The organism is Paraburkholderia sp. J11-2 (genome assembly GCF_905220185.1).
Lineage (GTDB): Bacteria > Pseudomonadota > Gammaproteobacteria > Burkholderiales > Burkholderiaceae > Paraburkholderia.
The window spans coordinates 199,059-225,800 of sequence record NZ_CAJMYY010000003.1; the positions used below are offsets into that span (position 1 = coordinate 199,059).

The window sequence follows — 26,742 nt, forward strand, 5'->3', positions numbered from 1 at the left end:
TCGCTCTGGCGCGCCGCAACAAAACGAGATATACTGCGTGCTGCGTTGCGCTCCGGTCGCTCGTTCGATCAGCACAACGCCTCGTAGCGTTAAGCTCCAATCCAGTTTAGAACCTGTCCCCCCCTGCTTGGCCCTGTTTTCGGGCCGTCAAGTATCAGGCTGGCGACTGGCCAATCCCGGCCGAAGTCGCACCCAAAACAGCTTCTAACGAAAAATCCGCCATTGCGCGCGGATTGCCCCCGTTTTTCGATTTGTTCGCAAAATCCGACGACTTGGGTATGCCGATTGGCGCCGACGTTCTATTTCCTGTGTAACAAGGATTTTCATGACTTCGAGCAATACCCAAAGCCCCCTGGACGCAATCGCCGATCAGGCCCTCGGTCTTCCCGCCGCCGCCGACGCTTCCGCTGAAGCCCCCGCGCAGGCCGCAGATGCAACCGACGGTTCGGAATTCGCGTCGCTCGGTCTGTCGCCGGAGATCGTCTCCGCGCTGATCGCAGCGGGCTACAAGGCCCCGACGCCCGTGCAGGAACGCGCCATTCCTGCCGCCATCGCCGGCCGCGACCTGCTGGTCTCGAGCCCGACCGGTTCGGGCAAGACCGCAGCATTCATGCTGCCCGCCATCGAGCGCTTCGCGCAGATCCAGAAGGCCCAGGCCGCCCAGCCGCGCGAACCGCGTCCGCAAGGCCAGAACGGCCAGCAAGCCGATCGCCGCCAGCGCCGCCCGCAACCGGTCGCGCGCCCCGGCCTCCTCGTCCTCACGCCCACGCGTGAGCTCGCGATGCAGGTGACCACGGCCGCTTCGACGTACGGCAAGCACCTGCGCCGTCTGCGCACCGTGAGCATTCTCGGCGGCGTGGCATACGGCCAGCAGCTCATGCTGCTCGCGAAGAACCCCGAGATTCTCGTGGCGACGCCTGGCCGTCTGCTCGATCACCTCGAGCGCGGCCGCATCGACCTGTCCGAACTGAAGATGCTCGTGCTCGACGAAGCCGACCGCATGCTCGACATGGGCTTCATCGACGACATCGACACGATCGTCGCCGCGACGCCCGAAACGCGTCAGACGATGCTGTTCTCGGCCACGCTCGACGGCAAGATCGCTTCGATCACCGGCCGCCTGCTGAAGGACCCGGAGCGTATCGAGATCGTGCGCAAGGTCGAAGCGAACTCGAACATCGCGCAAACCGTGCACTACGTGGACGACCGCGATCACAAGGATCGTCTGCTCGACCACCTGCTCCGTGACGAAAGCCTCGACCAGGCCGTGGTGTTCACCGCCACGAAGATGGACGCCGACCAGCTCGCCGGCAAGCTTGCCGACGCTGGCTTCGAAAGCGCCGCACTGCACGGCGACCTGCCGCAAGGCGCGCGTAACCGCACGATCCGTGCGCTGCGCGAGCGCCGCGTGCGCGTGCTCGTCGCGACCGACGTCGCGGCGCGTGGTATCGACATTCCCGGCATCACGCACGTGTTCAACTACGACCTGCCGAAGTTCGCCGAAGACTACGTGCACCGTATCGGCCGTACCGGCCGTGCAGGCCGCTCGGGTGTGGCGGTGAGCCTCGTGCATCACGCCGAACAAGGCGCGCTCAAGCGCATCGAGCGTTTCGTGCGCTCGCCGCTGCCCGTGAACGTCGTGGAAGGCTTCGAGCCGCGCAAGGCGCCGCCGGCTAACCGCGGCTTCGGCGGCCGCGGCCGTCCGGGTGGTGGCAATGGCGGTGGCCGTCGCTTCGGTAACGGCAACGGCAAGCCGGGTGGCTACGGTGCCCGTGGCGGCAATGGCGGCAACGGTGGCGGCGATCGCAACGGCAACAGCTGGGGCAACAAGCCGGAAGGCTCGCGCGGCGGCTACGGCGCCCGCGAAGGCGGCTACGGTTCGCGTGAAGGCGGCTTTGGCGGCGGCTCGCGCGGCGGTGAAGGCAACCGCGGCGGCTACGGCCAGCAACGCGAAGGCTATGGCCGCTCGCGCGAAGGCGGTGGCGGTTACGGCGCGCGCCGTAACGACGGCCCGCGTGGCGCACGTCGCGACAGCTAAATCGTCGACAAGCGGCGCACGGCGCGGCCTTTGAGCCGCCCCGCCGCCGCAGAAACAGGCTCAGGACCGGTGCTTAGGCACCGGTCTTTTTTTATCTCCGCCCGAATTTCACGATATGAAAAAATTTTTTGCCTCGTAAAAAATCGTGCTGCGTGGCACAAAGCGCTCGATTGCAAGATGGAAAATTGCCTTTCACATTGCAAAAATAATTTTTTAACTCGTTGATTTTAATGAAATAAAAAAGCACAAAAAAGCCCATTAGCCGTCTGTTGCTGATCGATCGATTTGCCTAGACTCTTATATAAGAGTTCACGAAACGAAACGCTCAAATCCAGAAGCTGGCGCCTTCGTTTCGCGAGATTCAGAGTTCAGCAGTTTCGTTTCAGCGATCCACTATCAGGCAAACGAAGGAGCACATCATGTCGACTCGTCAACAGCAAGCCCGGCAACTCCAGCAGCAATGGGAAACCGATCCGCGCTGGAACGGCATCAAACGCAACTACAGCGCTGACGACGTGGTGCGCCTGCGCGGTTCGATCCAGCCTGAGCATACGCTCGCGAAAAACGGCGCCGAAAAGCTCTGGCAAGGCGTGAACACCGAGCCGTTCATCAACGCATTGGGCGCGCTCACGGGCAATCAGGCCATGCAGCAAGTGAAGGCCGGTCTGAAGGCAATCTATCTGTCAGGCTGGCAGGTCGCGGGCGACGCCAACCTCGCCGGCGAAATGTACCCGGACCAGTCGCTCTACCCTGCAAATTCGGTGCCGCAGGTCGTCAAGCGCATCAACAATACGCTCACGCGCGCCGACCAGATCCAGTGGTCCGAAGGCAAGAATCCCGGCGACGAAGGCTACACCGACTTCTTCCAGCCGATCGTGGCCGACGCTGAAGCCGGCTTCGGCGGCGTGCTGAACGCGTTCGAACTGATGAAGGCGATGATCGAGGCGGGCGCGGCGGGCGTGCACTTCGAAGACCAGCTTGCCTCGGTGAAGAAGTGCGGGCACATGGGCGGCAAGGTGCTCGTGCCGACGCGCGAGAATATCGCCAAACTCACGGCCGCGCGTCTGGCCGCCGACGTCTGCGGCGTGCCGACCGTGCTGCTCGCCCGCACCGACGCGGAAGCCGCCGACCTCGTGACGTCCGACATCGACGACAACGACAAGCCGTTCCTCACCGGCGAGCGCACCGTGGAAGGCTTCTTCCGCACGAAGAACGGCCTCGAGCAGGCCATCTCGCGCGGTCTCGCCTACGCGCCGTATGCCGACATGATCTGGTGCGAAACGGGCAAGCCGGATCTGGAGTTCGCGAAGCAGTTCGCCGAAGCGATCCACAAGCAGTTCCCGGGCAAGCTGCTCTCGTACAACTGCTCGCCGTCGTTCAACTGGAAAAAGAACCTCGACGACGCGACGATCGCCAGATTCCAGCGCGAACTGGGCGCAATGGGCTACAAGTTCCAGTTCATCACGCTTGCGGGCTTCCACTCGCTCAACTACTCGATGTTCAACCTTGCGCACGGCTACGCGCGCCAGAACATGAGCGCGTTCGTCGAACTCCAGCAGGCCGAGTTCGCCGCCGCCGAAAAGGGCTTCACCGCTGTGAAGCACCAGCGCGAAGTGGGCACGGGCTACTTCGACGCCGTGACGCAGACGGTCGAGCGCGACGCCTCGACCACGGCGCTGCACGGTTCGACGGAGGACGAGCAGTTCTTCGACAAGAAGGTGGCGTAAGACCACCGGCAGTAACGGCAGTAACGGCGGCGCAAGCCGCCGCGCACGAACAGGCAGCTGGCACGCGTACCTTGGCGGGGCGCGCCGGATGCCCACCGGCGCGGCCCGGGCGCATGCCGCAAGGCGTTTCAGGGAGGAAGCGGTAGAGGACACAGGCCGCGCGTGCCGGACAGAATCCGGCTCGTGGCTCGCCCAGCCAACGCACCGGGCGAGCATGGCCTTGTGCTTCATCGCGAATCGGCGAAATAGCACCCGCCCCGAACGGCGCCTGCATCCCGTTAAAAAGACTAGCGATACACGATCACCGGAATCTTCGTATGGGTGAGCACGCGCTGCGTCTCGCTGCCGATCAGCAGGCTGCCGAGCCCGCGACGCCCGTGCGAAGCCATGAATATCACGTCGCAGCCACCGGATTCGGCGGCTTCGATGATGCCGAGATACGGTGCGGGATGCACGCTCGTGAGGCTGTCGCAGATCACGCCCGCATTGCGCGCCGCCGCCTCGATTTCGTCCAGATGCACGCGCGCCTCTCGCTCACTGCGCGTCTGGAAGTCGCCGGGCGGCTCGATCACCACGTCGGCGTATGGCGAGTACGGATATTGCGGCAGGCACGCGTAGGCCGTGACGCGCGCGCCCACAGTGCGTGCGAGGTCGATCGCGCCGTCGATCGCCTTCTTCGACAGCTCCGAACCGTCGGTCGGTACGAGAATGTGCTTGAACATGGCGCCCTCCGTGGCCTGGCGGATTACGGGCAAGACAAGGGTCAAACGCGGTCAAACGCGGGATTCGAAACGCAGGCAAGCAGTCAGCCAGCGTCTCGCGCAGGCGGGCGCCTTGGCCCACAGGTCGATTGTAGTGCGCGAAAAATCGGCGCAAGCCGTGCGTGCGGGTCAATCCGGATATCGGAAACACGCACTGCGGCCCCTATCCCCAGTAACCGGGTTGACCGTAGGTATGCTTGAGAAAGTCGAGAAAGAGGCGCACGCGCAGCGGCAAATGGCGGCGCTGCGGAAACACGGCGTGGATGCCGATGGGCGGCGCGGCGAACGCGTCGAGCACCGTCACGAGGCGGCCCGCCGCAATATCCTCGCCGACTTCCCACCACGAGCGCCACGCCAGACCGTGGCCAGCGAGACACCACTCGTGCAGCACCGCGCCGTCCGAGCATTCCATCGTCCCCGCCACGCGGATCGACACCACTTTGCCCTCCTGCTGAAACGCCCAGCCGCGCTGCTGGTTCAGGCTCGCGCCGAAAGCGAGGCAGTTGTGACGCGCGAGATCGGCGGGCGCTTCGGGCTCGCCGCGGCGCGACAGATACGCGGGCGCCGCCACGCACACGCGCCGGTTTTCGCCGAGCTTGAGCGACACGAGGGACGAATCGGGCAATTCGCCCAGCCGCACGGCGCAGTCGAAGCCCTCGTTCACGAGATCGACGAGCCGGTCCGAGAGATCGAGCGCGATGCTCACGTCCGGATGCGCGACCGTGAAATCGGGCACGAGCGGCGCGACGTGCCGCCGCCCAAAGCCTGCCGGCGCGGACACGCGCAGGTGCCCGCTCGCCTTCACGCCGCCCTCGGACACGCTCGCCTCGGCGTTCTGCATGTCGTGAATGATGCGCTGGCAGTCCTCGAGGAAAGCCGAGCCTTCGAAGGTGAGCGTAATGCGCCGCGTGGTGCGCACGAGCAGCTTCACGCCGAGCCGCTCCTCGAGCGCATCGATGCGCCGGCCGATGATGGCAGGGGCCACGCCCTCGGCCTGGGCGGCGGCGGAAAGGCTGCCCTTGGCGGCCACGGTGACGAAGGTCTCGATCTGTTTAAAGCGGTCCATCAGCGGTCATGGCGCGCACTGGGCGACAGAAACAGTGGAAAAGAGAGATCAGGCCGACAGATTAGGTGGGTAAAAGTAAAAGATCAAGTGATCAATCCCGCCTTTTTCAGTGATACGACTCATGAATACAATCGACCTCGACCTCTGAAGATGGAGTGCAAGGCTATGTCGGCCACAACGACACTATCGACAACACGATTTCCGAAGGCAGTGATCTTCGACGCGTACGGCACGCTCTTCGACGTGCATTCGGTCGTCGCTGCCGCCGAGCAGATGTTCCCCGGCCAGGGCGAGGCGCTCTCGCAGCTCTGGCGCCTCAAGCAGATCGAGTACACGCAGCTGCGCACGCTCTCCGACCCTGCCGGCGCGCGCTACCGCCCGTTCTGGGACATCACGCTCGACGCGCTGCGTTACGCCGCGCGCCGCCTGAACCTGTCGCTCACGGGCGCGGGCGAAAAGCGTCTCATGGACGAATATGCCTGCCTCTCGGCCTTCCCCGACGTGCTGCCCGCGCTGCGCCGCCTGCGTCAGATGCACGAAGGGCGCGAAGACGGCACGCGCATGGGCCTTGCGATCCTATCGAACGGCAACCCGCAAATGCTCGACATCGCGGTGAAGAGCGCCGGCATGAGCGGCCTTTTCGACCACGTGCTGTCGGTCGATGCCGTGCGTGCCTACAAGCCGGCCGCCGCCGCATATTCGCTCGGCACCGATGCGTTCGACGCCGCGCCGCGCGACATCGTGTTCGTGTCGTCGAACGGCTGGGACGCCGCGGGCGCCGGCTGGTTTGGCTACACCACGTTCTGGATCAACCGCCAGCGACTGCCCGCCGAAGAGCTCGGCGTGGCGCCGCATGGCACGGGCGGCGGCATGGCAGAACTCGCCGCTTTTCTCGAAACCGCTGCGCCCGAAAGGCAAAGCCGCCCTCGCCCCAGCCCGGGCGCGTGACGGACAAGCCGCTCGACGCGAGCCACAACAACCACACATTCACAGTCTGACCGACCAAGGAGCAAGCAAATGGCGAACACGTTGCAACTGCCGCAAGGCATGCAGATCACGGCTGAAATCCAGCCCGGCTTCGAAACGATCCTCACGCCCGAAGCGCTCGAACTCGTTGCGAAGCTGCATCGCGCGTTCGAGCCGCGCCGCCAGGAACTGCTGAAGGCACGCGTCGAGCGCACGAAGCGCCTCGACGCCGGCGAGCGCCCCGACTTTCTTGCCGAAACGAAATCGATCCGCGAAGCCGACTGGAAGATCGCGGCGCTGCCGAAGGATCTCGAATGCCGCCGCGTGGAAATCACGGGCCCGGTCGAGCGCAAGATGATCATCAACGCGCTGAACTCGGGCGCGGACGCGTACATGACCGACTTCGAGGACTCGAACTCGCCGAACTGGGAAAACCAGATCATCGGCCAGCTCAACTTGAAGGACGCCGTGCGCCGCACGATCTCGCTGGAACAGAACGGCAAGACCTACCAGCTCAACGACAAGACCGCCACGCTGATCGTGCGACCGCGCGGCTGGCACCTTGACGAGAAGCACGTGACGGTGGACGGTCAGCGTGTGTCGGGCGGCGTCTTCGACTTCGCGCTCTACCTCTTCCACAACGCGAAGGAACTGATTTCGCGCGGCAGCGGCCCCTACTTCTATCTGCCGAAGATGGAAAGCCATCTCGAAGCGCGCCTGTGGAACGACATCTTCGTCGCGGCGCAGGAAGGCGTGGGCATCCCGCGCGGCACGATCCGCGCGACGGTGCTGGTGGAGACGATCCTCGCCGCGTTCGAGATGGACGAAATCCTCTATGAACTGCGCGAGCACAGCTCGGGCCTCAACGCGGGCCGTTGGGACTACATCTTCTCGGCAATCAAGAAGTTCAAGAACGACAAGGACTTCTGCCTCGCCGACCGCTCGCAGATCACGATGACGGTGCCGTTCATGCGCGCTTACGCGCTCGAATTGCTCAAGACTTGCCACAAGCGCAACGCACCGGCTATCGGCGGCATGAGCGCGCTGATCCCGATCAAGAACGACGCGGCCGCCAACGACAAGGCCATGGGCGGCGTGCGCTCGGACAAGGCGCGCGACGCAACGGACGGCTACGACGGCGGCTGGGTCGCGCACCCGGGCCTCGTGCCCATCGCGATGGAAGAGTTCGTGAAGGTGCTCGGCGACAAGCCGAACCAGATCGGCAAGCAGCGCCCGGACGTGAACGTTGCGGGCAAGGATCTGCTCGACTTCCGTCCGGAAGCGCCGATCACCGAAGCCGGCCTGCGCAACAACATCAACGTGGGCATCCACTACCTCGGTTCGTGGCTCGCAGGCAATGGCTGCGTGCCGATCCACAACCTGATGGAAGACGCGGCGACCGCCGAAATCTCGCGCTCGCAGGTGTGGCAGTGGATCCGCTCGCCCAAGGGCAAGCTCGAGGACGGCCGCAAGGTCACGGCCGAACTCGTGCGCGATCTGATTCCGCAGGAGCTGGACAAGGTGAAGGCGTCGGTGGGCGGCGACACCAAGCCGTACGAGCGCGCCGCGCAGATCTTCGAGCAGATGTCGACGTCGGAAAACTTCGTCGAGTTCCTGACGCTGCCGCTGTACGAAGAGATCTGATTCATCGGTATTGCTAACGAATAGCCGATGCAAAAGGCCCGACGGATGAGAATCCGTCGGGCCTTCGTGTTTTCATGCGCCGCGCTCACGGGAGCGCCGCGCGTCTTCGGGTCAGCGCGCGCGCCGATGCGCGACCCAGTCGCCGCCCGCAATCTCGGGGCGTCCTGCAATGGCGGCAGACGCAACCGGATAGTAGAGGCAAGCAATGCGTTCGCCCTGCACCTCGATATCCACTTCCTTCGACACGAAGAGTCCATCCACGCCCGGATAAACCTGCTCGATTTCGTCGAGTACGGCGAGGAGCGCGTCGTCGATTTCGTAGACGTCGCCGACGACCGACGAATGCGCATCCGGCGCTTCGGCCACCATCCCCGGATAGCTGCCGAAGTCGAAGAGCCGACCGGCGAGCGTGGTGAGACCGAGGTGGCGCGGGCGCGCGATCGCGTTGCGATCCGCCGCGAGGTTGATGTCGTTGATCTCGCCCGCGCGCAGCGTGCCGTAGACGAACACATATTTCATGGCTTTTTTTCTCCTTCAGGGTGGCTCGCGCCACACGAGCACGCTATCGATCCGTCCACATTATGCCCGGCCATTAATGCATGCGGCCCAGGCCGCCGCGCGCGAGACGTCTACAATGGGTGCGCCAGACTTGGCGACCCCGTCGCCCAACCCGCCGCACCGTGCCCGTCATGCCCGAGGATTCGCCCAACGCTACGGTTAAAACCGCGGCCAGCACCGCAAGCCACCTTGCGCCGCCGCGCGCCGAACTCATCGATATCCCGCCCGAGTTCGCGCCTACGTCCACGCATCCTATCCGTGTGCGCTCGCGGCCCATGCCGGCCGGGGTATGCATCGCGCAGCACACGCACGCGTGGGCCCAGCTCGCCTACTCGTCGCGCGGCGTGCTGCGCATGGCGACGCCCGGCACGACGTGGATGGTGCCGCCCTCGCGCGCCATCTGGGTGCCGCCTCACATCACGCACGAAGTGGCGATCGTCGAGGACGCGTTCCTGCGCACGCTCTACGTAGACGAATCGGTGATTCCGCCCGGCCTCGACGCGTGCCGCGTGGTCGAGGTCTCAGGTCTGTTGCGCGAGACGATCGCCGCGCTCGACGAGCGTGGCATTCCTACGGCGCGCGAGCGCCTGCTCGGCGCGCTGGCGCTTGACGAGATCACGCGCTCGGCGCCGCTGCCGCTCGCCGTGCCGATGCCTGAGGAAAAACGCCTGCGCGCGCTGTGCGAGGCGCTGATCGCCGATCCGGCGGGGCCCGGCTCGCTCGAATACTGGGCCGCACACGTCGGCGCGAGTACCCGCACGATTGCGCGGCTCTTTCGCCAGGAACTCGGCGTGAGCTTTTCACAGTGGCGCCAGCAGGCGATCCTCGCCCGCGCCATTCCGCTCCTCAATCAGGGACGCCCGATGGCCGTCGTGGCGCAGGAACTCGGCTACCAGAGCCAGAGCGCGTTTTCAGCGATGTTTCGCCGCGCATTCGGCGAGAGCCCGCGCGCCTTCATCGCGCGCGGCTCGGGCGATCGCGACGAAGACGAACCCGAAGATTCCGTGACCGCCAGTCGCAACGATCATCGTGACGAATAGTGCGCGTTGAACAAGGTACCGGCTGCGTTCAGACCAGCCGTGTCATGTGGCGAATCGAGCCAAGCCGCGCAAGCCTCGGACCCGCCACGCGGTACCCCATGCGCAGATAAAGACGCGCGGCCGGGTTATCGACGAACACGCGCAGTTGCAGTTCGCGCAAGCCCCGCTCGCGGGCCCATTGGTGCGAGATGTCGAGCAGGAACGTGCCGGCGCCGTTGCCGCGATAGCCTTGGGCGATCTGCACATCGCGAATGTGCAGCGAGTCGCCCTCCTGCGTCACGCGCAGCACGCCGATCGCCTCGCCGTCGAGTTCGAGAATGAAATTCTCCGACTCGCGATAGCTCGCCAGAAAGAGATCGCCGCGCCAGACGAGGTGATGCCGCAAATAGTAGCCACCCATGTTGTTGCGCGTGAGCGTCTCCGCGAACTCGAAATCGTCCATGGTGGCGCGGCGCAGCTGAAACGGCGACGCAATGTCGTTGGGTGCGAACATGTCGGCAAGCGGGGAAACGAGGTTTCGACAACGCTACGATAACGCGCGACCGTCGGCAATCGCAGATTGTCCGTACGGAAAAATGAAATGGCGCGTAGGGAAAGAATGAGGAGAGAAGGAAGAAACGTCTGCGGAAAAAGAAAAAGCCCGTTGGACGTATCCAACGGGCTTCATTCTGGCGGAGCGGACGGGACTCGAACCCGCGACCCCCGGCGTGACAGGCCGGTATTCTAACCGACTGAACTACCGCTCCAGCTTGCTGCTCACCGGCGGGCGTCGGTCGATTCCCGCTGGCGGCGTCGCCACACTACTTTTTTGGCGCCGCATTTTCATTTGGCGTCCCCTAGGGGATTCGAACCCCTGTACTCACCGTGAAAGGGTGATGTCCTAGGCCTCTAGACGAAGGGGACAACACAGGCTTACGCCTTTTGAACTGCATTCCGCTCGCTACTACCGAACGGCTTTGAATCTGGCGGAGCGGACGGGACTCGAACCCGCGACCCCCGGCGTGACAGGCCGGTATTCTAACCGACTGAACTACCGCTCCAGCTTGCTGCTCAACCTGCGGGCGTCGGTCGATTCCCGCTGGCGGCGTCGCCACACTGCTCGCAGTGTTACTTCTTTGGCGCCGCATTTTGATTTGGCGTCCCCTAGGGGATTCGAACCCCTGTACTCACCGTGAAAGGGTGATGTCCTAGGCCTCTAGACGAAGGGGACAACACGGGCTTGCGCCTGTAATCGTCACTTTAACTAAAAAGCCCGCTCACAGTTTCTGAACGGGCTGGATCTGGCGGAGCGGACGGGACTCGAACCCGCGACCCCCGGCGTGACAGGCCGGTATTCTAACCAACTGAACTACCGCTCCAGTTCGACACAGTCAGATGGATATCAGTTGACTTCCATCTGATGCCTCGCCAATCTCATTGACGACGCTCATGTCTGGCGTCCCCTAGGGGATTCGAACCCCTGTACTCACCGTGAAAGGGTGATGTCCTAGGCCTCTAGACGAAGGGGACATGATCTTTTCAGATAATGCCGTTACCACACTCTACTGCGTACTACACGTTCTGTTGGTGGAGGTAAGCGGGATCGAACCGCTGACCTCTTGCATGCCATGCAAGCGCTCTCCCAGCTGAGCTATACCCCCTTGCAGAACAGAAGCGAGATTTTAAACATCAATTTCGCTTTCGTCAAGAGCTTTTGAATCGTTTTTTGAAGCGCTTCGAGGTTTCTTTGAAACATCGTTGCCCGATTCTGGGGCTCTTTGCGTGAGATTTGCTGCTAATTCGCGGCTATCTCGCGCTCCGTATTCAACGGAGCCCGAATACTACAAGAACTGCCGCCCGGGCGCTAGGGTCCGGGCGAAAAATTCTTCAAAAAATTTACTTTGCAGCCGAAATGCCCTTCTCGATACGGCTCACCACCGCATCGCGGCCGAACAGCACGAGCACCGCATCGACCGACGGCGTATGCGTCGTACCGGCCACGAGCAAACGGGCGGGCATCGCGAGCTGCGGCATTTTCAGCTTGTGCGCGGCGAGCGTGGCCTTGAGCGCGGCCGAGACGCCCTCCTTCGTCCACTCAGCGCCCTTGAGCGCGGCGGCGAGGTCGGCGAGCGCAGGACGCACCGCTTCCGTGATGTGCTGCGCGAGCGCTTCGGCTTCCGGCTGCGGTTCGCGGTAGAACATCATCGCGCTCTCGGCGATCTCCTTGATCGTGTTCGCGCGGTCCTTGAAGAGCGAGACCACGCCTTCGAGCGACGGGCCCTTGGCAAGCGCGGCCTCGTCCACGCCGAGCGCAGCGAAGAACGGCCTGGAGAGCTCGGCGAGCCGCGCGTTGTCCACTTCCTTCAGGTAGTGGTTGTTGAGCCAGTTGAGCTTGTTGTGGTCGTACTGCGCGGGCGACTTGCCCAGATGCTCGAGGTCGAACCACTCGACGAACTGCTCGCACGTGAACACTTCGGCGTCGCCGTGCGACCAGCCCAGACGCGCGAGATAGTTGAGCACCGCTTCGGGCAGATAGCCGGCGTCGCGATAGCCCATTACGCTCATCGCGCCGTGGCGCTTGCTCATCTTCTCGCCCTGCTCGTTGAGCACGGTGGGCAGGTGCGCATAGACCGGTGGCTCGCCGCCGAGCGCGCGCAGGATGTTGATCTGGCGCGGCGTGTTGTTCACGTGGTCGTCGCCGCGAATCACGTGGGTGATCTTCATGTCGAGGTCGTCCACGACCACGCAGAAGTTGTAGGTCGGCGTGCCGTCCGGGCGTGCGATCACGAGGTCGTCGAGCTCCTCGTTCGAGATCTCCACGCGGCCCTTGACGGCGTCGTCCCATGCCACCACGCCCGTGAGCGGGTTACGGAAGCGCAGCACCGGCTGCACGCCCTCCGGCGGCGTGGGCAGCACCTTGCCCGGCTCCGGGCGCCACGTGCCGTCGTAGCGCGGCTTTTCGCCGGCGGCGCGCTGGCGCTCGCGCAGTGCGTCGAGTTCTTCGGTCGACATGTAGCACGGGTACACGAGACCCTGCTCCTGCATCTCTTTGAGCACTTCGCGATACCGGTCCATGCGCTGCATCTGGTAGAACGGGCCTTCGTCGAAATTCAGGCCGAGCCACTTCATGCCTTCGAGGATCGCGTCGACCGATTCCGATGTCGAACGCTCGAGGTCGGTGTCTTCGATCCGCAAGACGAAGACGCCCTTGTTGTGGCGCGCGAACGCCCACGGGTACAGCGCGGAACGGATGTTGCCGAGGTGGATGAAGCCAGTCGGGCTCGGCGCGAAGCGGGTACGGACGACAGAGGTAGTCATGGGCGATTACTCGAGGACGATGCCATCCGCGGCGCGGCGCTGGCGATAGAAGCAGCCACGGCGGCGGACGGCCGGGGTTCGCGGCGCATTCGGCCCGCGCGGCAGCGCCGGGGCGCACAAGCTCGCGCGCGAACGGGAATCCGGAAAATTAGAGACGGGATTATACCCGCCAGGCACGGCTTCGGCCTGGGGGCGCGGTCCGGCGCACGCCTGTCGGTGCTGCGCTTCTCTCATGCGAGTCTTACTCAAATCTCGCGCGGACGCCCGCGCGCTCGCAAACCGGCAGGCGCTTTGTCACCTTCCGACACATCGCGTTACATGCACGCTCGCTAAACCGGCCGCGCTTTGCCTTATGATGTCGGCGCGCCGCCACCACGCTGCGGCGTCGCGCGCGCAAACACAGATACTCAGCCGCCCGCGCGAGCAGACCGGGGTACCGCATCGTTCCTGACCGAACACGAACGCGGACCGCATGGAGAACCTTCTTGAAGCAGTCATCGCCTTCGTTGAGCCGCCGCCACTTTTCGCTTGCGGCCGCCTCCACCGTCCTTGCCGCCTGCACGACCGCGGGCACGCAGACCGCCAGCGTCCCGCCGCCCGTCACCACTGCGCCCCCGCCGCCGGTCGGCAAGCCGACGCGCCCGATTCGCGTGGGCCTCGCGCTTGGCGGCGGCGCCGCGCGCGGCTTCGCGCATATCGGCGTGATCAAGGCGCTCGAGGCGCGCAATGTGCAAGTCGACTTCGTGGTCGGCACAAGCGCGGGCTCGGTCGTCGCGGCGCTGTACGCCTCGGGCATGAACGGTTTCGCGCTCAACAAGCTCGCGCTGACGATGGACGAAGCTTCGATCAGCGACTGGGCGATGCCCTTCCGCACGCGCGGCCTCCTGCAGGGTGTGGCGCTGCAGAACTATCTGAACACCACGCTGCGCGAGCGCCCCATCGAAAAAATGGCGAAGCCGCTCGGCGTTGTCGCGACTGACCTGCGCACGGGGCAGCCCATCCTGTTCCAGCGCGGTAACACGGGTATTGCCGTGCGTGCGTCGTGCAGCATCCCGTCGATTTTCGAGCCGGTGAAGATCGCGGGCCACGAATACGTGGACGGCGGCCTCGTGAGCCCCGTGCCGGCCTCGTTCGCACGCAAGATGGGTGCCGATTTCGTGATCGCCGTGGACATTTCGTCGCGCCCGGAAACGGCCTCGACGCTCAGCCAGTTCGACGTGCTGATGCAGACCTTCACGATCATGGGCCAGACGATCAAGACCTACGAACTCGACAAGTACGCCGACGTCGTGATCCGCCCGAACCTCAACGCGATGTCGAGCAGCGACTTCACGCAGCGCAACGCGGCGATTCTCGCGGGCGAGGAAGCGGCGGCGCGCAGCATGCCGGAACTCGAGCGCAAGCTTGCAGCGGCGCGCCTGACGGCCTGACCGCTAGACCCAAGCGCCCCTTGGGCGGGCGCGCAAACACAAAAAGCCTGCTTCGCGAGAAGCAGGCTTTTTAGCTACCGGGTGCGCTACAAAGCCCCGATCAGTTGCCGCCGTTGGGGTCGAACTGTGCGCTCACGCGCTTGAGGCTTTGCTGCTGGTCCGGCGTGAACGACGTCTCGACACGGCGTGCGCCCGTGAAGCGCTTTTCCCAATAGCCGTCGTCGAGGTCGTCAACACGGATCGTGCTGCCGGTGGACGGCGAATGCACGAACTTGTTGTCGCCGATGTAGATACCGACGTGCGAGAACGTGCGGCGCATCGTGTTGAAGAACACGAGGTCGCCCGGCTTCAGGTTGCTCATGCTGACCTTCTCGCCCACGCGGCTCATTTCTTCGGCGCGGCGCGGCAGCGACATGCCGAGCGTGTCCTGGAACACGTAGCGCACGAAGCCGCTGCAATCGAGGCCGGAGTCAGGCGAGTTGCCGCCCCAGCGGTAACGCACGCCAATCATATTGAGTGCGCCGACAACGACGTCGCCGGCTTTGCCGGCCATGCCGGAGAGGAACGCCTTGGCGCCGCCTTCGGTCGGGGCCGGAGCCGCCGCCGGGGTCGCCTGGTTGGCATTCTGAAGTGCGTTCTGAACTGCAGGGATGGACTGCGGATTCGCCGAGCTGCTCGGCGAAAATGAGGCATTCTGGTTAAAGCTGCTTACTTCGTCGGCGAACGCGCCGGGAGCTGCGGCCATCAGTACGCCGATGAACATCCCGGCGACGACGCGCGTGCAAGCCTGGGTCAGGTATCGGTGCTGCATTGGTCGGTAGAAATTGCCCGTAAATCAGGGAGTTAGTAGAAAAGTTTGGACGATACTAGCCAGTAAGTATTTGTGTGTCAAAACAAATAGAAAAATTCAATCGCGACATTCACCTCATTGGTGAATTTCACCGAAATTCACCCTAAAGTTCCGCCAAAGCCTAGCGATCGAATGCGGCTTTCAATAATTTTCGCGTGTAAGGATGCGCCGGTCTATCGAAGATATTCGAGACCTCTCCCGACTCGACGATTGCCCCGTTCTGCATCACTGCGATCCGGTGCGCCATCGCGCCGATCACCTCCAGGTCGTGGCTGATGAACACGTAGCCCAGGTTGTACTTGCGTTGCAAATCCGTCAACAATCTCAACACCTGTTGCTGGATCGACACGTCGAGCGCACTGGTCGGTTCGTCGAGCACAATGACGCGCGGCTCCAGTACCAGCGTGCGCGCAATGGCAATCCGCTGGCGCTGGCCGCCCGAAAACTCGTGCGGGTATCGTTGCAAAGCGGTGCGATCGAGGCCCACTTCGCGCAGCACGCCGACCACGCGCTTGCGCCGCTCCTCGGTGGAGAGATCGGGCCGATGCAGCGCGAGCCCCTCCCCCACGATGCGCTCGATGGTCTGGCGCGGAGAAAGCGAACTGAACGGATCCTGAAAGACAACCTGCAGATGCGAGCGCAACGAAAGCCGCTCGCGCCCCTGATAGCTCGCGATCGGCCGCCCCTGGAACTCGACGACACCGCCCGCCGTTCGTTGCAACCCCAACATCGCCATCGCAAGCGTCGTCTTGCCCGAGCCGGACTCGCCGACGATGCCGAGTGTCTCGCCCTGGCGCACCGCGATATTCGCGTCGTTCACGGCGCGATAGCGCCCCTTCTGCCACCAGCCGCGAAAACCCGGCAGCTTTGTTGAAAAGTCGACGATCACGTCCTTCGTCTGCAGCAGAACCGGCGCGATCGGCAGCACGGGGAGCACGTGGCGCTCCGGCCGGCTCGCGATGAGCCGCTGCGTGTACGGGTGCTGCGGCGCCTCGAAGATTTGCTCGACGCTGCCCGACTCCACGAGCCTGCCCTTCTCCATCACGGCCACGCGCTGCGCGAAGCGGCGCACGAGGTTCAGGTCGTGCGTGATGAGCAGCACCGACATACCGCGCCGCGCTGCCTCCTCGCGCTGAAGTTCGAGCAGCAGATCGACGATCTGGCCGCGGATCGTCACGTCGAGTGCGGTGGTCGGCTCGTCGGCGAGCAACAAGCGCGGACGGCACGCGAGCGCCATGGCGATCATCACGCGCTGTCGCTGGCCGCCCGAGAGCTGATGCGGATAGCTCGACACGCGCCGCCGCGCCTCGGCAATGCCCGTGCGCTCGAGCAGCCCCACCGCCTGCTCGTAGGCCGCTTTCTTCGACACGCCGTCGTGCAGCACGATGGTTTCCGCGATCTGCTCGCCGATCGTGTAGAGCGGATTGAGCGCCGTCATCGGCTCCTGGAAGATCATCGCGATGTCGCTGCCGCGCAGGCCGCGCATCGCGCGCTCACTTTTCGCGAGCAGATCCTCGCCGTCGAGCCGGATCGTTCCGCTCATCTGCGCGTCCTGCAAGAGCCGCAGAACCGCCAGCGCAGTCACAGTCTTGCCCGAGCCGGATTCGCCGACGAGCGCCACGCGCTCGCCGCGCCCGATCGCGAGCGTGATGTCGTCGACGGCAAGTGTCTCGTCAAAGCGCACGCTCAACTGCTCGATCGAGAGCAGCGGCGCGGCGATGTTTTCCGGCTGGGCGCTCACTGGTTGCCTCCGGCCTTCATGGCGTCGGAAATGCGCGTATCGAGCGCGTTGCGCAGCGCGTCGCCCATGAACGTGAGCAACAGCAGCGTGATGACGAGCACGCCGAATGTCGACATCGAGATCCACCATGCGTCGAGATTGCCCTTGCCCTGCGCGAGCAATTCGCCGAGGCTCGGTGTGGGCGGAGGCACGCCAAGGCCGAGGAAATCGAGGCTCGTGAGCGCGAGAATCGCTCCGCTCATACGGAACGGCAGAAACGTAATGACCGGCGTGAGACTGTTGGGCAGCACGTGGCGCCAGATGATCTGCCAGTTCGAAAGACCCATTGCGCGCGCGGCGAGCACGTAGTCCTGGTTGCGGTTGCGCAGGAACTCGGCGCGCACATAGCTCGCGAGCCCGATCCAGCCGAATAGCGACAACAGGACAATGAGCAGGATGAACCCCGGCTCGAAGATCGCCGCGAAGATGATGAGCAGGTAGAGCTCCGGCATCGAGTTCCAGATTTCGATCAGCCGTTGCCCGACGATATCGACCTTGCCGCCGAAATATCCCTGCACCGCCCCCGCCAGAATGCCGATAACCGTACCGATCGCCGTCAGCACGAGCCCGAACTCCACGGACACGCGAAAGCCATAGAGCAACCGCGCGAACAGGTCGCGTCCGCTCGCGTCGGTGCCGAGCCAGTTCTGCCGCGACGGTGGCGCGGGATTCGGCACCTTCGAAAAGTAGTTGAGCGTGTCGTAGTAGTACGGATTAGGCGGATAGATCGCGAAGTTGCCGGGCGCGTCGAACCGGTGGCGGATATACGGATCGAGGTAGTCGGCAGGCGTCGGGAAGTCGCCGCCGAACGTCGTCTCCGGGTACGCCTTGAAGAGCGGAAAGTACAGGTGACCGTCGTAGCGCACGACGAGCGGCTTGTCGTTGCACCAGAGCGGCGCCGCGAGGCTCGCCGCGAAGGCCACGACAAAGATGATGAGGCTCCAGTAGCCGAGCCGTTGCTGCTTGAAGCGCAGCCACACCCGCCGCGCGGGCGTGGGCGACTTGAAGGCGCGCACGGACTCGGTGCGCAGCTCGGACTCGGCGCCGGCACGGACTCGGTTCAACTCAGCGCTCCAGTTGTTCGAATTGAATGCGGGGATCGACCCACACGTAGCAAAGATCGGAGATCAGATTCGTCAGGAGTCCGATCAACGTGAAGAGATACAGCGTGCCGAGCACGACTGGATAGTCGCGCCGCACGACGGACTCGTATGAAAGCAGCCCGAGCCCGTCGAGCGAGAAAAGCGTTTCGATCAGCAGGCTGCCCGTGAAGAACGCGCCGATGAACGCGGACGGGAAGCCCACCACGAGCGGCAGCAACGCGTTGCGAAACACGTGCTTCCAGAGCACGGTGCGCTCCGAGAGGCCCTTGGCGCGCGCCGTCAGCACGTATTGGCGGCGGATCTCTTCGAGAAAGGCGTTCTTGGTCAGCATGGTCGTGACGGCAAAGCTGCCCACCACCGAGGCTGTAACCGGCAGCGCGATGTGCCAGAGATAGTCGAGAATCTTGCCGCCGAGCGAAAGCGTGTCCCAGTTATCGGAGGTGAGATTGCGCAGCGGAAAGAGCTGCAGGAACGAGCCGCCGCCAAACAGCACAAGCAGCAGCACGCCCAGCACGAAGCCCGGAATCGCGTAACCGACGAGCACGACGAGGCTCGTCACGAGATCGAAGCGCGAGCCGTTGCGCACCGCCTTCGCGATGCCCAACGGCACCGATATCAGATAGGTGAGGAAGAAGGTCCAGAGACCAATGCTGATCGAAACCGGCAGCTTCGAAATGATGAGCGACCAGACGCTCTGGTGATGGAAATAGCTCTGCCCGAGATCGAAGCGCGCGAAGCGACCGAGCATCAGGAAATAGCGCTGCAGCGGCGGCTTGTCGAAGCCGTAGAGCTGCTTGAGCTGCGCGATCTGCTGCGCGTCCACGCCCGAATGCGCGCGCATGCCGAACGGCATGCCCTGCTCCGCCCCGCGTCGCAACTCTCGCACTGCCTGCTCGACGGGGCCGCCCGGCACGAACTGGATCACGCCGAAGGTCAGCGTGAGCACGCCGAACAGCGTCGGGATCATCAGCAGCAGGCGTTTGACGATGTAGCTCCACATGATTCGTTGCTTCCGTCGTGTCCGTTGTTAATGACCAGCGGCTTGCTGCCCGGGTTGCGGCCGGGGTGGTGACTTCAGCCACCACGTCGAGATGATCCAGTCATTCGCGCCATAGTACAGCGGCAATTTCGCCGGATATGCCAGCGTGTTCTTGAACGCCACACGGTGCGTCGCGCTGAACCACTGCGGCACCACATAGTAGCCGTGCATCAGCACCCGGTCGAGCGCATGCGTGGCGTCGAGCAGTTGCTCGAGCGTTTGCGCCTGCGTAAGCGCCTTGAGAATCGCATCGACGGCGGGCGACTTCAGGCCCAGCAAGTTGCCCGAGCCCGGCTCGTCGGCGGCCTTGCTGCCGAAGCGGTCGACCTGTTCCGCGCCGGGCACCTGAACGTCGGGGAACTTGATGGTCGTCATGTCGAAGTCGAACGCGTCGAGCCGCTTCTGGTAGAGCGCAAAGTCGACCGAACGATAGTTCACCTGGATCCCCAGCCGCTTGAGCGCCTGCGTGTACTGCGCCATGATCGGCGCCCACTGCGCCGAAGCGCTCGTGTCGTCGAGCACTTCGAACGTGAACGGCTCGCCCTTCGCGTTGCGCAGCGCGCCATCGCGGTAGGTCCAGCCGGCGTCGGCCAGAAGCGCGCGCGCCTTGAGCAGATTCGCGCGCAGCGAGCCCGGCGGCGTCGTATCGGGCTGCAAGGGCGGCGGCCCGAACACGGCGGGGTCGAGCGACTTGCGCCACGGCTCGAGCAAGGCAAGCTCGCCAGGCGACGGCAGGCCCTTGGCCTGCAGCTGCGTGTTCGCGAACCAGCTGTCGATGCGACGGTACTGGCTATAGAACAGCATGCGGTTGAGCCACTGGAAATCGAGCGCGAGGTCGAGCGCGCGGCGCACGCGCACATCCTGGAACACGGGCTTGCGCAGATTCATGACGAAGCCCTGCATACCCGTGCCATTGTGCTGCGGGAATTCGCGCTTGATGAGCTCACCGCTGTCGAAGCGCTTGCCGACATCGCGCCGCACCCAGTTGCGCGCGACGTATTCGACGAGCGCGTCGTACTCGCCCGCCTTGAAGGCTTCGAGGCGCGCCACGTCATCCGAATAGAGCTTGTAGGTAATGCGCTCGAAATTGTTGGTGCCCACACGCACCGGCAGATCCCTGCCCCAGTAGTTGGCGTCGATTTTGTAGGTGATCGTGCGGCCGTTCGAGTAGCGGTCGATCACATACGGGCCGCTGCCGATCGGCTGCTCGAACGCCAGCTGATCGAAGGCGATGCGGCTGCCGTCCGGGCGCAAACCCCACTTGTGCGAGAACACGGGCATGCCGCCCGCAATGAGCGGCAGCTCGCGGTTACGGCTGCGGAACTCGAAGCGGATCGTCGCGGGATCGACCACGACCGCGCGCGTGATCTCGCTGAAATACGCCTGCATGGAGGGCGCGGCCTGGCGGCTCTTCAGGGTATCGAGCGAAAACTTCACGTCTTCGGCTGTCACCGGGTCGCCGTTCGAAAAGCGCGCCTTCGGGTTGATGTGAAACGTCACCGAAAGCGCGTCGGGCGCGATGCGGATATCGTCGGCGAGCAGACCGTAGGCGGAGGCCACTTCGTCGAGACTTCCCGTCGTGAGGCTCTCGAACAGCATGCCAAGGCCCGGCGCCGGATTGCCGCGTAGCGTGAACGGGTTGAACTTGTCGAAGCTCGTGAGGCGGTCGGGGTTGGCGAGGACGAGCGTGCCGCCCTTGGGCGCATCGGGATTCACATAGTCGAAGTGCGCGAATCCTTGCGGATATTTGGGCTCGCCATACTGTGCGATGGCGTAGACCGCGTGCGCGGACGGCATGGCCATCAGCCAGAATGCGAGCGCCAGACACGCGGCCGCCAGCCTTTTTCCAGGCGCGAACCATGCCGCAGGAACGGTTGCCCCAAGCGCGCCGCGCGCCGTCCTGCCTCGCGTTCCTGTCGTCATAGATCGGTAATTGTCCGGGCTGCCTTGTCAGTTGTGAGAGAATTCTACCCAAACCACGCGGCGCCGCCCTTACAGGCGCCGGGCGCAATGACCTGATTTAGGAGAATTCATGGGCTTCCTCGCTGGCAAACGCATTCTGTTGACCGGCCTGCTGTCGAACCGTTCGATCGCATACGGCATCGCGCAGGCATGCAAGCGCGAAGGCGCGGAACTGGCGTTCACGTACGTCGGCGACCGCTTCAAGGACCGCATTACCGAGTTCGCGCGCGAATTCGAAAGCGACCTCGTGTTCCCCTGCGATGTGGCCGACGACGCGCAAATCGAAGCGCTCTTCACCGACCTCAAGCAGCATTGGGACACGCTCGACGGCCTCGTCCACTCGATCGGCTTCGCACCGCGCGAAGCGATCGCGGGTGACTTTCTCGACGGCATGACCCGCGAGAACTTCCGTATTGCGCACGATATTTCGGCGTACAGCTTCCCGGCGCTCGCCAAGGCCGCCAAGCCGATGCTCGCCCAGAATGCTTCGCTGCTGACGCTGACCTATCTCGGCGCCGAACGCGCCATCCCGAACTACAACACCATGGGCGTCGCGAAGGCCGCACTCGAAGCGAGCGTGCGTTATCTCGCGGTGGCGCTCGGCGGGCAAGGCGTGCGCGTGAACGGCATCTCCGCTGGCCCGATCAAGACGCTTGCGGCAAGCGGCATCAAGGGCTTTGGCAAGATTCTCGACTTCGTCGAGCAAAACGCCCCGCTGCAACGTAACGTGACCATCGAGCAAGTCGGCAATTCTGCCGCGTTCCTGCTCTCTGACCTGGCAGCCGGCGTGACCGCCGAAATCATGCACGTCGACTCGGGCTTCAACGCCGTGGTTGGCGGAATGGCCGGACTCGAATAAGCCTGCCTTCGCGTCTACCCGTTATGCGCGCCTCGTTGCGCGTGCAACGACAGACAAGCAAAAGCCGCCCAATGGGCGGCTTTTCTTTTGGCGCAACGCGTTACCCGTGTCACACGCGTTACGCCAGCGACCAGCCTCGCGGCTTAGTGCCAGTGTCCCGGAGGACCACCGTGGTCGCGGTCATAGTGACCACGGCCCGGGCCGTCGTAGCCGCCGTGGTGACGATACCAGTCGTCGCGCCCCCAGTAGCGGCGGCCGTCCCAGTAACGGTCGCCATGCCAGCCGATCACGATGGCCGGCGGCGCCGCGTAGACAGGAGCCGGTTGATAAACGACCGGCGGCGGGGGCGGCGGTGCGTAGACCGGCTGCGGAGCGACATAAACCGGGGCCGGAATACCGATGTTGACACCAACGCTCACGCCAGCCATAGCAACGCTCGATGCGCCGATAGCCACGCCCCCGAGCAGCATTGCAACAACACGTGGGAACTTCATGGACTCACCTTTCGGGTTTGATGTTTTGTTGAAACCAATATAACGCACGGTCTTGGCCGGCGTATTTCAAACTTGTAATAACTGATGCACAAACCTGCCCTGCGTTCGATGTCGTTACGTCTCGTTACACCCACGCGAAGGCTGGCGGCGCGCAGCGCAGTGCGAATGCGCACATCGCTCGCGTGCTTTTCGCGACCCAGTGTTGCCGTGAGCATGGGCAACGCGGCGAACGACGGCGCAGCGGAGGATATCACCGCTGGCGCCAAAGCGTGCGGGCGCCAGCAGGACCTTGGGTCATGAGTGCGGCATGCACGTGAAAACGCCGTTTCATTCGCATGACGAACGACTTTGCGCACACCCCGCTCTTCCACCAGACGTTGCGCACGACTCGATGTGGGACCCCATATCGCTTCCCTGACATACATCCATCGCAGTCCTGATTAAATGAATCCTGGAAATCGGGAATCGACAACGGAGCCGCCTCGACGGCGGCAAGAAGCAATAAGCGGCCGATCAAACACCGACTTGACGCACAACGTGGGCCAAAAAAACAAAAACCCCGCAAGCCGAGACTTGCGGGGTTTCGCCGCCATTACTGGCGGAGACGGAGGGATTCGAACCCTCGATCCAGGTTTTGGCCCAGATGCTCCCTTAGCAGGGGAGTGCCTTCGACCTCTCGGCCACGTCTCCCGAAAACTTCGTTCGCGCCAGGGAGGCAGCGCAACGAAGCAAAGATAATAGCGGGTTAGCGCCTTCCGGTCAATTCATACGACGCTTTTTTGCAAAGTTTTTTCTGCAAGCGCACAACGAACGTCGCGCGCGGCATCTCAAATCAGAATCAAGCGGAAAAACTGCGTCACATCCGCGTCATACAACCCAGACCCAACGCCAATACAACGCCAACCCAGCGCGATTTACGCGTGCTCGAGGTCGAATGCCTTGTGCAGCGCGCGGACCGCCAGCTCCATGTACTTCTCGTCGATCAGCACCGAGATCTTGATTTCCGAAGTCGAGATCATCTGGATGTTGATGCCCTCTTCCGAGAGCGTGCGGAACATCTTGCTCGCCACGCCCACGTGCGAGCGCATGCCCACGCCGACCACCGAGACCTTCGACACCTTCGGATCGCCCAGCACCTGCTCGGCGTTCACGTGACCCTTCACCTGGTTGTTCAGGACATCCATGGCGCGCTGATAGTCGCCGCGCGGCACCGTGAACGTGAAGTCGGTCTTGCCGGCCACGCTCTGGTTCTGGATGATCATGTCGACGTCGATATTCGCGTCCGCCACCGGGCCGAGGATCTGATACGCGATGCCCGGCTTGTCGGGCACGCCCATCACGGCAATGCGGGCCTCGTCGCGCTGGAACGCGATACCCGAGATGACTGCTTTTTCCATGGTCTCGTCTTCTTCAAAAGTAATCAGGGTGCCCGAGGTCATTTCCTCGTCGAGGTTCATCATCGGGTCGGTCAGGCTGGAGAGCACACGCGTCTTCACCTGATACTTGCCCGCGAATTCCACCGAGCGGATCTGCAGCACTTTCGAGCCGAGGCTGGCCATTTCCAGCATCTCTTCGAACGTAATGCGATCGAGACGGCGTGCGTCGTCGACCACACGCGGGTCGGTCGTGTACACGCCGTCCACGTCCGTATAGATCAGGCATTCGTCGGCCTTCAGCGCGGCTGCGACTGCAACCGCCGAGGTGTCCGAGCCGCCGCGGCCGAGCGTGGTGATATGGCCTTCCGGGTCGATGCCCTGGAAGCCCGTGATCACGACCACCTTGCCTTCGTCGAGGTCGGCCAGCACGCGCTCGCCGTCGATGTCGTTGATGCGGGCCTTGGTGAACGAGCTGTCGGTTTTGACCGGCACTTGCCAGCCGGTGTAGCTGATGGCGTCGACGCCTGCATCCTGCAGCGCGATCGAGAGGAGACCAACGCTCACCTGCTCACCGGTCGACGCAATCATGTCGAGCTCGCGCGGGCTGGGCTGCGGCGAAATTTCTTTCGCGAGACCGAGCAGACGATTGGTTTCGCCGGACATCGCCGAGGGCACGACGACCATCTTGTGGCCGGCCTTGTGCCATTTGGCGACGCGCTTGGCGACGTTCTTGATGCGCTCGACCGAGCCCATCGAGGTGCCGCCGTATTTGTGTACGATGAGTGCCATTGTCGTTCTGAACTGGAGATGTTACCGCGCTGGCGCACCGAAGGACTGGGCCGCCCGGACGCTTATGGCCATGGCGGCGGCTTCAGCGCGTGCAGCACGCGCGGGTTTTGCCCTCAGGGGCGCGAAGGCCGGCGCATCGTGTCGATTGGTGATGCGCGCTTGTACCTTCTCGTGCCTTCTTGTGGCTTGCACTTGCGCCCTGCCCGCATGCCGCTACGACGTCCCTGCAACCGTCGGATACCGCTCGAAGGAAAAATCGCGCCTTCATGGCACACGCCGCTTTTGACGGCGTCCGTGAACGCGAAAAAGCGGGCTGGACAAACGACTTACACTACCCGATTGACGTCAAAATTACAAGACGAAACAAGCTTGCGGAGGGCGAAAAAGGCTTGCGGGGCAAGGATTTGCGGGGGAACGATCACGCTTGCGCCGATCGGTTCAGCCACGGCCGTGCGGCAACTGTGCACCAACTGCGCGGTGACCGCGCGCGCGAATTCAGGCGATCAGTAAATCTTCGCGCCATTCGATGCGACGCCAGGCCACGCCCGGCTCGCCTGGCGCCGCACCGAACGCCGACCGGTTGACGCCGATACGGGGCACGAACAGCAGCGTCTCTCCCGTGAAGAGCAGCGGCACGTCGCGCTCCCATGCGGGCACGCCACGCGTCTGGAACAGATTCTTGAGCGTGCGGCTCACGTTCGCAGCCTCGTCGCGCAAACGCTCGCCGCCGCTACGCTCGCGCGCGACGAGCGGAGCGCTCGCGAGCACATGCTCTGGGACGGCGTCGGGGTCGTCGGGCGCGGCAGGCGCAAAAACGTAGGTGCCGCGCCACGTTGGCAGACGCCAGATTTCCTCGCCGCGCCACTTCAACGACACAGGCGCACGCGAATGCGTGGCGCCCTCGCCTGCGCGTTCTGCACGTTCTGCGCGTACAGCTGCGGCTTGCCACGTGACGATGCCGCGATACGCGCGCAAGCGGTGTCCGGCGTGATCGACGCGCAATGCGTGAGCGTTCAGGTCGTCGCGCGCAACCTCGCGCAACTGCCGCAACATGTCGGCCAGCCGCGCCGCCGATGCCGCCGGCAGGCCAAGCGAGCGCATCCAGTAGCGCAGCACATTGAGCGCGCGCGGGTCGTCGAGCGCGACCAGCGCGGTGTGTGAAAGCGCGGCTGCGTCATCGAGTCCAACGTCGCGCAAATCGATCCGCGCCAGATCGTCGAGCAGACGCTGCGAAGCAGCCGCATGCGCCGCCGTGCGCGCGAGCGCGTCGCGATAGCCGGGGAAATGGGCCGAGAGCGCCGGCATCACGTCGTGGCGCAAGGCGTTGCGTGCGTAACGCGTGTCGTCGTTCGACTCGTCCTCGATCCACTGCACGCCATGCGCGCGCGCATAGCGCTCCAGTTGCGTGCGCAACAGAGCGAGCAATGGCCGCATGCGCACCGCGCCATTGCCGCTCGCGCGCGCAGGCGCCATCGCCGCGAGCCCCGCGAGTCCCGCGCCGCGCAGCAACTGCAGCAGCACTGTTTCCGCCTGATCGTCCGCATGCTGCGCGAGCCAGAGCACCTCGACACCATGCACCGCGCACATCGCGTCGAGCGCGCGATAGCGGGCATCGCGGGCGGCCGCCTCGACGCCGCCCGCGTCGTCGCGCGCCAGCTCCACACGCCGTGCGTCGAACGCCACGCCGTGGCCGCGCGCGCTCGCCTCGCAATGGGCGAGCCATGCGTCGGCGTTCGGGCTCAGTCCGTGATGCACATGCAGCGCAATCAGACGCGCAGCGCCGGCCGCGCGCACTGCGGCATCGAGCAGCACCGACGAGTCGAGCCCGCCGCTATACGCGATCGCGATGCGTGCGTCGTTGGGAAGCGCGGAAAGCACAACGCCGAGCGCATCGAGAATGATGCGCCCGGCGTCGGATTCGGGATGGTCGGTCACAGCACGACCGCAGACGTAGTAGAGCGTT

At 64.0% G+C, this 26,742-nt stretch carries 20 protein-coding genes and 8 tRNA genes; 7 read left to right on the top strand and 21 right to left on the bottom strand.

Annotated features, from left to right (window positions below; genetic code table 11):
• The first annotated feature begins 325 nt into the window (after positions 1–325).
• Both U5A57_RS05310 and aceA read left to right on the top strand, forming a co-directional pair.
• Complete coding sequence (locus U5A57_RS05310; RefSeq protein ID WP_321908838.1) at positions 326–2,038, top strand: DEAD/DEAH box helicase; 1,713 nt, start codon at positions 326–328, stop codon at positions 2,036–2,038.
• A 419-nt stretch (positions 2,039–2,457) separates the two neighbouring features.
• Positions 2,458–3,765: an isocitrate lyase gene (aceA, locus tag U5A57_RS05315; RefSeq protein ID WP_321908841.1), complete on the top strand. Its 1,308-nt coding sequence runs from the start codon at positions 2,458–2,460 to the stop codon at positions 3,763–3,765.
• 287 nt (positions 3,766–4,052) lie between these two features.
• On the opposite strand, the gene U5A57_RS05320 is transcribed toward aceA, so the two are convergent.
• On the bottom strand, positions 4,053–4,487 hold the full coding sequence (locus U5A57_RS05320) for a universal stress protein (RefSeq protein WP_321908842.1): 435 nt from the start codon (positions 4,485–4,487) through the stop codon (positions 4,053–4,055).
• Between the two features lie 202 nt (positions 4,488–4,689).
• Positions 4,690–5,592, bottom strand: coding sequence for a LysR family transcriptional regulator (locus tag U5A57_RS05325; protein ID WP_321908844.1), 903 nt, complete (start codon positions 5,590–5,592; stop codon positions 4,690–4,692).
• 165 nt (positions 5,593–5,757) lie between these two features.
• Between U5A57_RS05325 and U5A57_RS05330 the strand changes: the two genes are divergently transcribed.
• Both U5A57_RS05330 and aceB read left to right on the top strand, forming a co-directional pair.
• On the top strand, positions 5,758–6,540 hold the full coding sequence (locus tag U5A57_RS05330) for a haloacid dehalogenase type II (protein WP_321908845.1): 783 nt from the start codon (positions 5,758–5,760) through the stop codon (positions 6,538–6,540).
• 69 nt (positions 6,541–6,609) lie between these two features.
• Positions 6,610–8,202, top strand: a complete 1,593-nt coding sequence (gene aceB, locus U5A57_RS05335; RefSeq protein WP_321908847.1) for a malate synthase A — start codon at positions 6,610–6,612, stop codon at positions 8,200–8,202.
• A gap of 111 nt (positions 8,203–8,313) precedes the next feature.
• On the opposite strand, the gene U5A57_RS05340 is transcribed toward aceB, so the two are convergent.
• On the bottom strand, positions 8,314–8,721 hold the full coding sequence (locus U5A57_RS05340) for a gamma-glutamylcyclotransferase family protein (RefSeq protein ID WP_321908849.1): 408 nt from the start codon (positions 8,719–8,721) through the stop codon (positions 8,314–8,316).
• Positions 8,722–8,891: 170 nt separating this feature from the next.
• Between U5A57_RS05340 and U5A57_RS05345 the strand changes: the two genes are divergently transcribed.
• Positions 8,892–9,800, top strand: coding sequence for a helix-turn-helix transcriptional regulator (locus tag U5A57_RS05345; protein ID WP_321908851.1), 909 nt, complete (start codon positions 8,892–8,894; stop codon positions 9,798–9,800).
• Positions 9,801–9,828: 28 nt separating this feature from the next.
• Here U5A57_RS05345 and U5A57_RS05350 read toward each other — a convergent pair whose 3' ends face one another.
• The 9 genes from U5A57_RS05350 to gltX all read right to left on the bottom strand — a co-directional run bounded on the left by U5A57_RS05350 (position 9,829) and on the right by gltX (position 13,097).
• Positions 9,829–10,293 carry a GNAT family N-acetyltransferase gene (locus tag U5A57_RS05350; protein ID WP_133181337.1) on the bottom strand — a complete coding sequence of 155 codons (465 nt, stop codon included), beginning with the start codon at positions 10,291–10,293 and terminating at the stop codon, positions 9,829–9,831.
• Positions 10,294–10,469: 176 nt separating this feature from the next.
• Positions 10,470–10,546 (bottom strand) — tRNA-Asp (locus U5A57_RS05355).
• 81 nt (positions 10,547–10,627) lie between these two features.
• Positions 10,628–10,703, bottom strand: a tRNA-Glu gene (locus U5A57_RS05360).
• A 60-nt stretch (positions 10,704–10,763) separates the two neighbouring features.
• A tRNA-Asp gene (locus U5A57_RS05365) sits at positions 10,764–10,840 on the bottom strand.
• Positions 10,841–10,934: 94 nt separating this feature from the next.
• Positions 10,935–11,010, bottom strand: a tRNA-Glu gene (locus tag U5A57_RS05370).
• A gap of 71 nt (positions 11,011–11,081) precedes the next feature.
• Positions 11,082–11,158, bottom strand: a tRNA-Asp gene (locus U5A57_RS05375).
• A gap of 75 nt (positions 11,159–11,233) precedes the next feature.
• Positions 11,234–11,309: transfer RNA gene (locus tag U5A57_RS05380), tRNA-Glu, on the bottom strand.
• 55 nt (positions 11,310–11,364) lie between these two features.
• Positions 11,365–11,440, bottom strand: a tRNA-Ala gene (locus tag U5A57_RS05385).
• Positions 11,441–11,675: 235 nt separating this feature from the next.
• Positions 11,676–13,097 (bottom strand): glutamate--tRNA ligase, encoded by a 1,422-nt coding sequence (gltX, locus tag U5A57_RS05390; RefSeq protein WP_321908855.1) that lies wholly within the window; start codon positions 13,095–13,097, stop codon positions 11,676–11,678.
• A gap of 485 nt (positions 13,098–13,582) precedes the next feature.
• Here gltX and U5A57_RS05395 point away from each other — a divergent pair, with 485 nt between their 5' ends.
• Positions 13,583–14,527 (top strand): patatin-like phospholipase family protein, encoded by a 945-nt coding sequence (locus U5A57_RS05395; protein ID WP_321908857.1) that lies wholly within the window; start codon positions 13,583–13,585, stop codon positions 14,525–14,527.
• 100 nt (positions 14,528–14,627) lie between these two features.
• Here U5A57_RS05395 and U5A57_RS05400 read toward each other — a convergent pair whose 3' ends face one another.
• From U5A57_RS05400 to U5A57_RS05420, 5 genes are all read right to left on the bottom strand, one after another.
• Positions 14,628–15,338 (bottom strand): C40 family peptidase, encoded by a 711-nt coding sequence (locus tag U5A57_RS05400; protein WP_321908858.1) that lies wholly within the window; start codon positions 15,336–15,338, stop codon positions 14,628–14,630.
• A 160-nt stretch (positions 15,339–15,498) separates the two neighbouring features.
• Positions 15,499–17,118, bottom strand: a complete 1,620-nt coding sequence (locus U5A57_RS05405; protein ID WP_321908860.1) for a dipeptide ABC transporter ATP-binding protein — start codon at positions 17,116–17,118, stop codon at positions 15,499–15,501.
• Positions 17,115–18,221 (bottom strand): ABC transporter permease, encoded by a 1,107-nt coding sequence (locus U5A57_RS05410; RefSeq protein WP_158757636.1) that lies wholly within the window; start codon positions 18,219–18,221, stop codon positions 17,115–17,117. The genes U5A57_RS05405 and U5A57_RS05410 overlap by 4 nt, the downstream gene beginning before the upstream one ends.
• 1 nt (position 18,222) lies before the next feature.
• Positions 18,223–19,260, bottom strand: coding sequence for a microcin C ABC transporter permease YejB (locus tag U5A57_RS05415; protein ID WP_321908863.1), 1,038 nt, complete (start codon positions 19,258–19,260; stop codon positions 18,223–18,225).
• 27 nt (positions 19,261–19,287) lie between these two features.
• On the bottom strand, positions 19,288–21,222 hold the full coding sequence (locus U5A57_RS05420) for an extracellular solute-binding protein (RefSeq protein WP_415765151.1): 1,935 nt from the start codon (positions 21,220–21,222) through the stop codon (positions 19,288–19,290).
• Positions 21,223–21,331: 109 nt separating this feature from the next.
• Here U5A57_RS05420 and fabI point away from each other — a divergent pair, with 109 nt between their 5' ends.
• A complete protein-coding gene (fabI, locus tag U5A57_RS05425; RefSeq protein ID WP_321908866.1) occupies positions 21,332–22,120 on the top strand; it encodes an enoyl-ACP reductase FabI in 789 nt (262 codons plus the stop codon).
• 143 nt (positions 22,121–22,263) lie between these two features.
• Here the strand turns inward: fabI and U5A57_RS05430 are convergent, their stop codons facing one another.
• From U5A57_RS05430 to tilS, 4 genes are all read right to left on the bottom strand, one after another.
• Positions 22,264–22,614, bottom strand: coding sequence for a hypothetical protein (locus tag U5A57_RS05430; RefSeq protein WP_321908868.1), 351 nt, complete (start codon positions 22,612–22,614; stop codon positions 22,264–22,266).
• Positions 22,615–23,210: 596 nt separating this feature from the next.
• Positions 23,211–23,304, bottom strand: a tRNA-Ser gene (locus tag U5A57_RS05435).
• A gap of 224 nt (positions 23,305–23,528) precedes the next feature.
• Positions 23,529–24,779 (bottom strand): aspartate kinase, encoded by a 1,251-nt coding sequence (locus U5A57_RS05440; protein WP_321908870.1) that lies wholly within the window; start codon positions 24,777–24,779, stop codon positions 23,529–23,531.
• Between the two features lie 495 nt (positions 24,780–25,274).
• Positions 25,275–26,714 (bottom strand): tRNA lysidine(34) synthetase TilS, encoded by a 1,440-nt coding sequence (tilS, locus tag U5A57_RS05445; protein ID WP_321908871.1) that lies wholly within the window; start codon positions 26,712–26,714, stop codon positions 25,275–25,277.
• Between the last annotated feature and the right edge of the window lie 28 nt (positions 26,715–26,742).

Bases quoted from the DNA above. Each gene is read 5' to 3' on its own strand.
- U5A57_RS05310 (WP_321908838.1), top strand. From the start codon at position 326: ATGACTTCGAGCAATACCCAAAGCCCCCTGGACGCAATCGCCGATCAG.
- aceA (WP_321908841.1), top strand. From the start codon at position 2,458: ATGTCGACTCGTCAACAGCAAGCCCGGCAACTCCAGCAGCAATGGGAA.
- U5A57_RS05320 (WP_321908842.1), bottom strand. From the start codon at position 4,487: ATGTTCAAGCACATTCTCGTACCGACCGACGGTTCGGAGCTGTCGAAG.
- U5A57_RS05325 (WP_321908844.1), bottom strand. From the start codon at position 5,592: ATGGACCGCTTTAAACAGATCGAGACCTTCGTCACCGTGGCCGCCAAG.
- U5A57_RS05330 (WP_321908845.1), top strand. From the start codon at position 5,758: ATGTCGGCCACAACGACACTATCGACAACACGATTTCCGAAGGCAGTG.
- aceB (WP_321908847.1), top strand. From the start codon at position 6,610: ATGGCGAACACGTTGCAACTGCCGCAAGGCATGCAGATCACGGCTGAA.
- U5A57_RS05340 (WP_321908849.1), bottom strand. From the start codon at position 8,721: ATGAAATATGTGTTCGTCTACGGCACGCTGCGCGCGGGCGAGATCAAC.
- U5A57_RS05345 (WP_321908851.1), top strand. From the start codon at position 8,892: ATGCCCGAGGATTCGCCCAACGCTACGGTTAAAACCGCGGCCAGCACC.
- U5A57_RS05350 (WP_133181337.1), bottom strand. From the start codon at position 10,293: ATGTTCGCACCCAACGACATTGCGTCGCCGTTTCAGCTGCGCCGCGCC.
- gltX (WP_321908855.1), bottom strand. From the start codon at position 13,097: ATGACTACCTCTGTCGTCCGTACCCGCTTCGCGCCGAGCCCGACTGGC.
- U5A57_RS05400 (WP_321908858.1), bottom strand. From the start codon at position 15,338: ATGCAGCACCGATACCTGACCCAGGCTTGCACGCGCGTCGTCGCCGGG.
- U5A57_RS05415 (WP_321908863.1), bottom strand. From the start codon at position 19,260: ATGTGGAGCTACATCGTCAAACGCCTGCTGCTGATGATCCCGACGCTG.
- U5A57_RS05420 (WP_415765151.1), bottom strand. From the start codon at position 21,222: ATGACGACAGGAACGCGAGGCAGGACGGCGCGCGGCGCGCTTGGGGCA.
- fabI (WP_321908866.1), top strand. From the start codon at position 21,332: ATGGGCTTCCTCGCTGGCAAACGCATTCTGTTGACCGGCCTGCTGTCG.
- U5A57_RS05430 (WP_321908868.1), bottom strand. From the start codon at position 22,614: ATGAAGTTCCCACGTGTTGTTGCAATGCTGCTCGGGGGCGTGGCTATC.
- U5A57_RS05440 (WP_321908870.1), bottom strand. From the start codon at position 24,779: ATGGCACTCATCGTACACAAATACGGCGGCACCTCGATGGGCTCGGTC.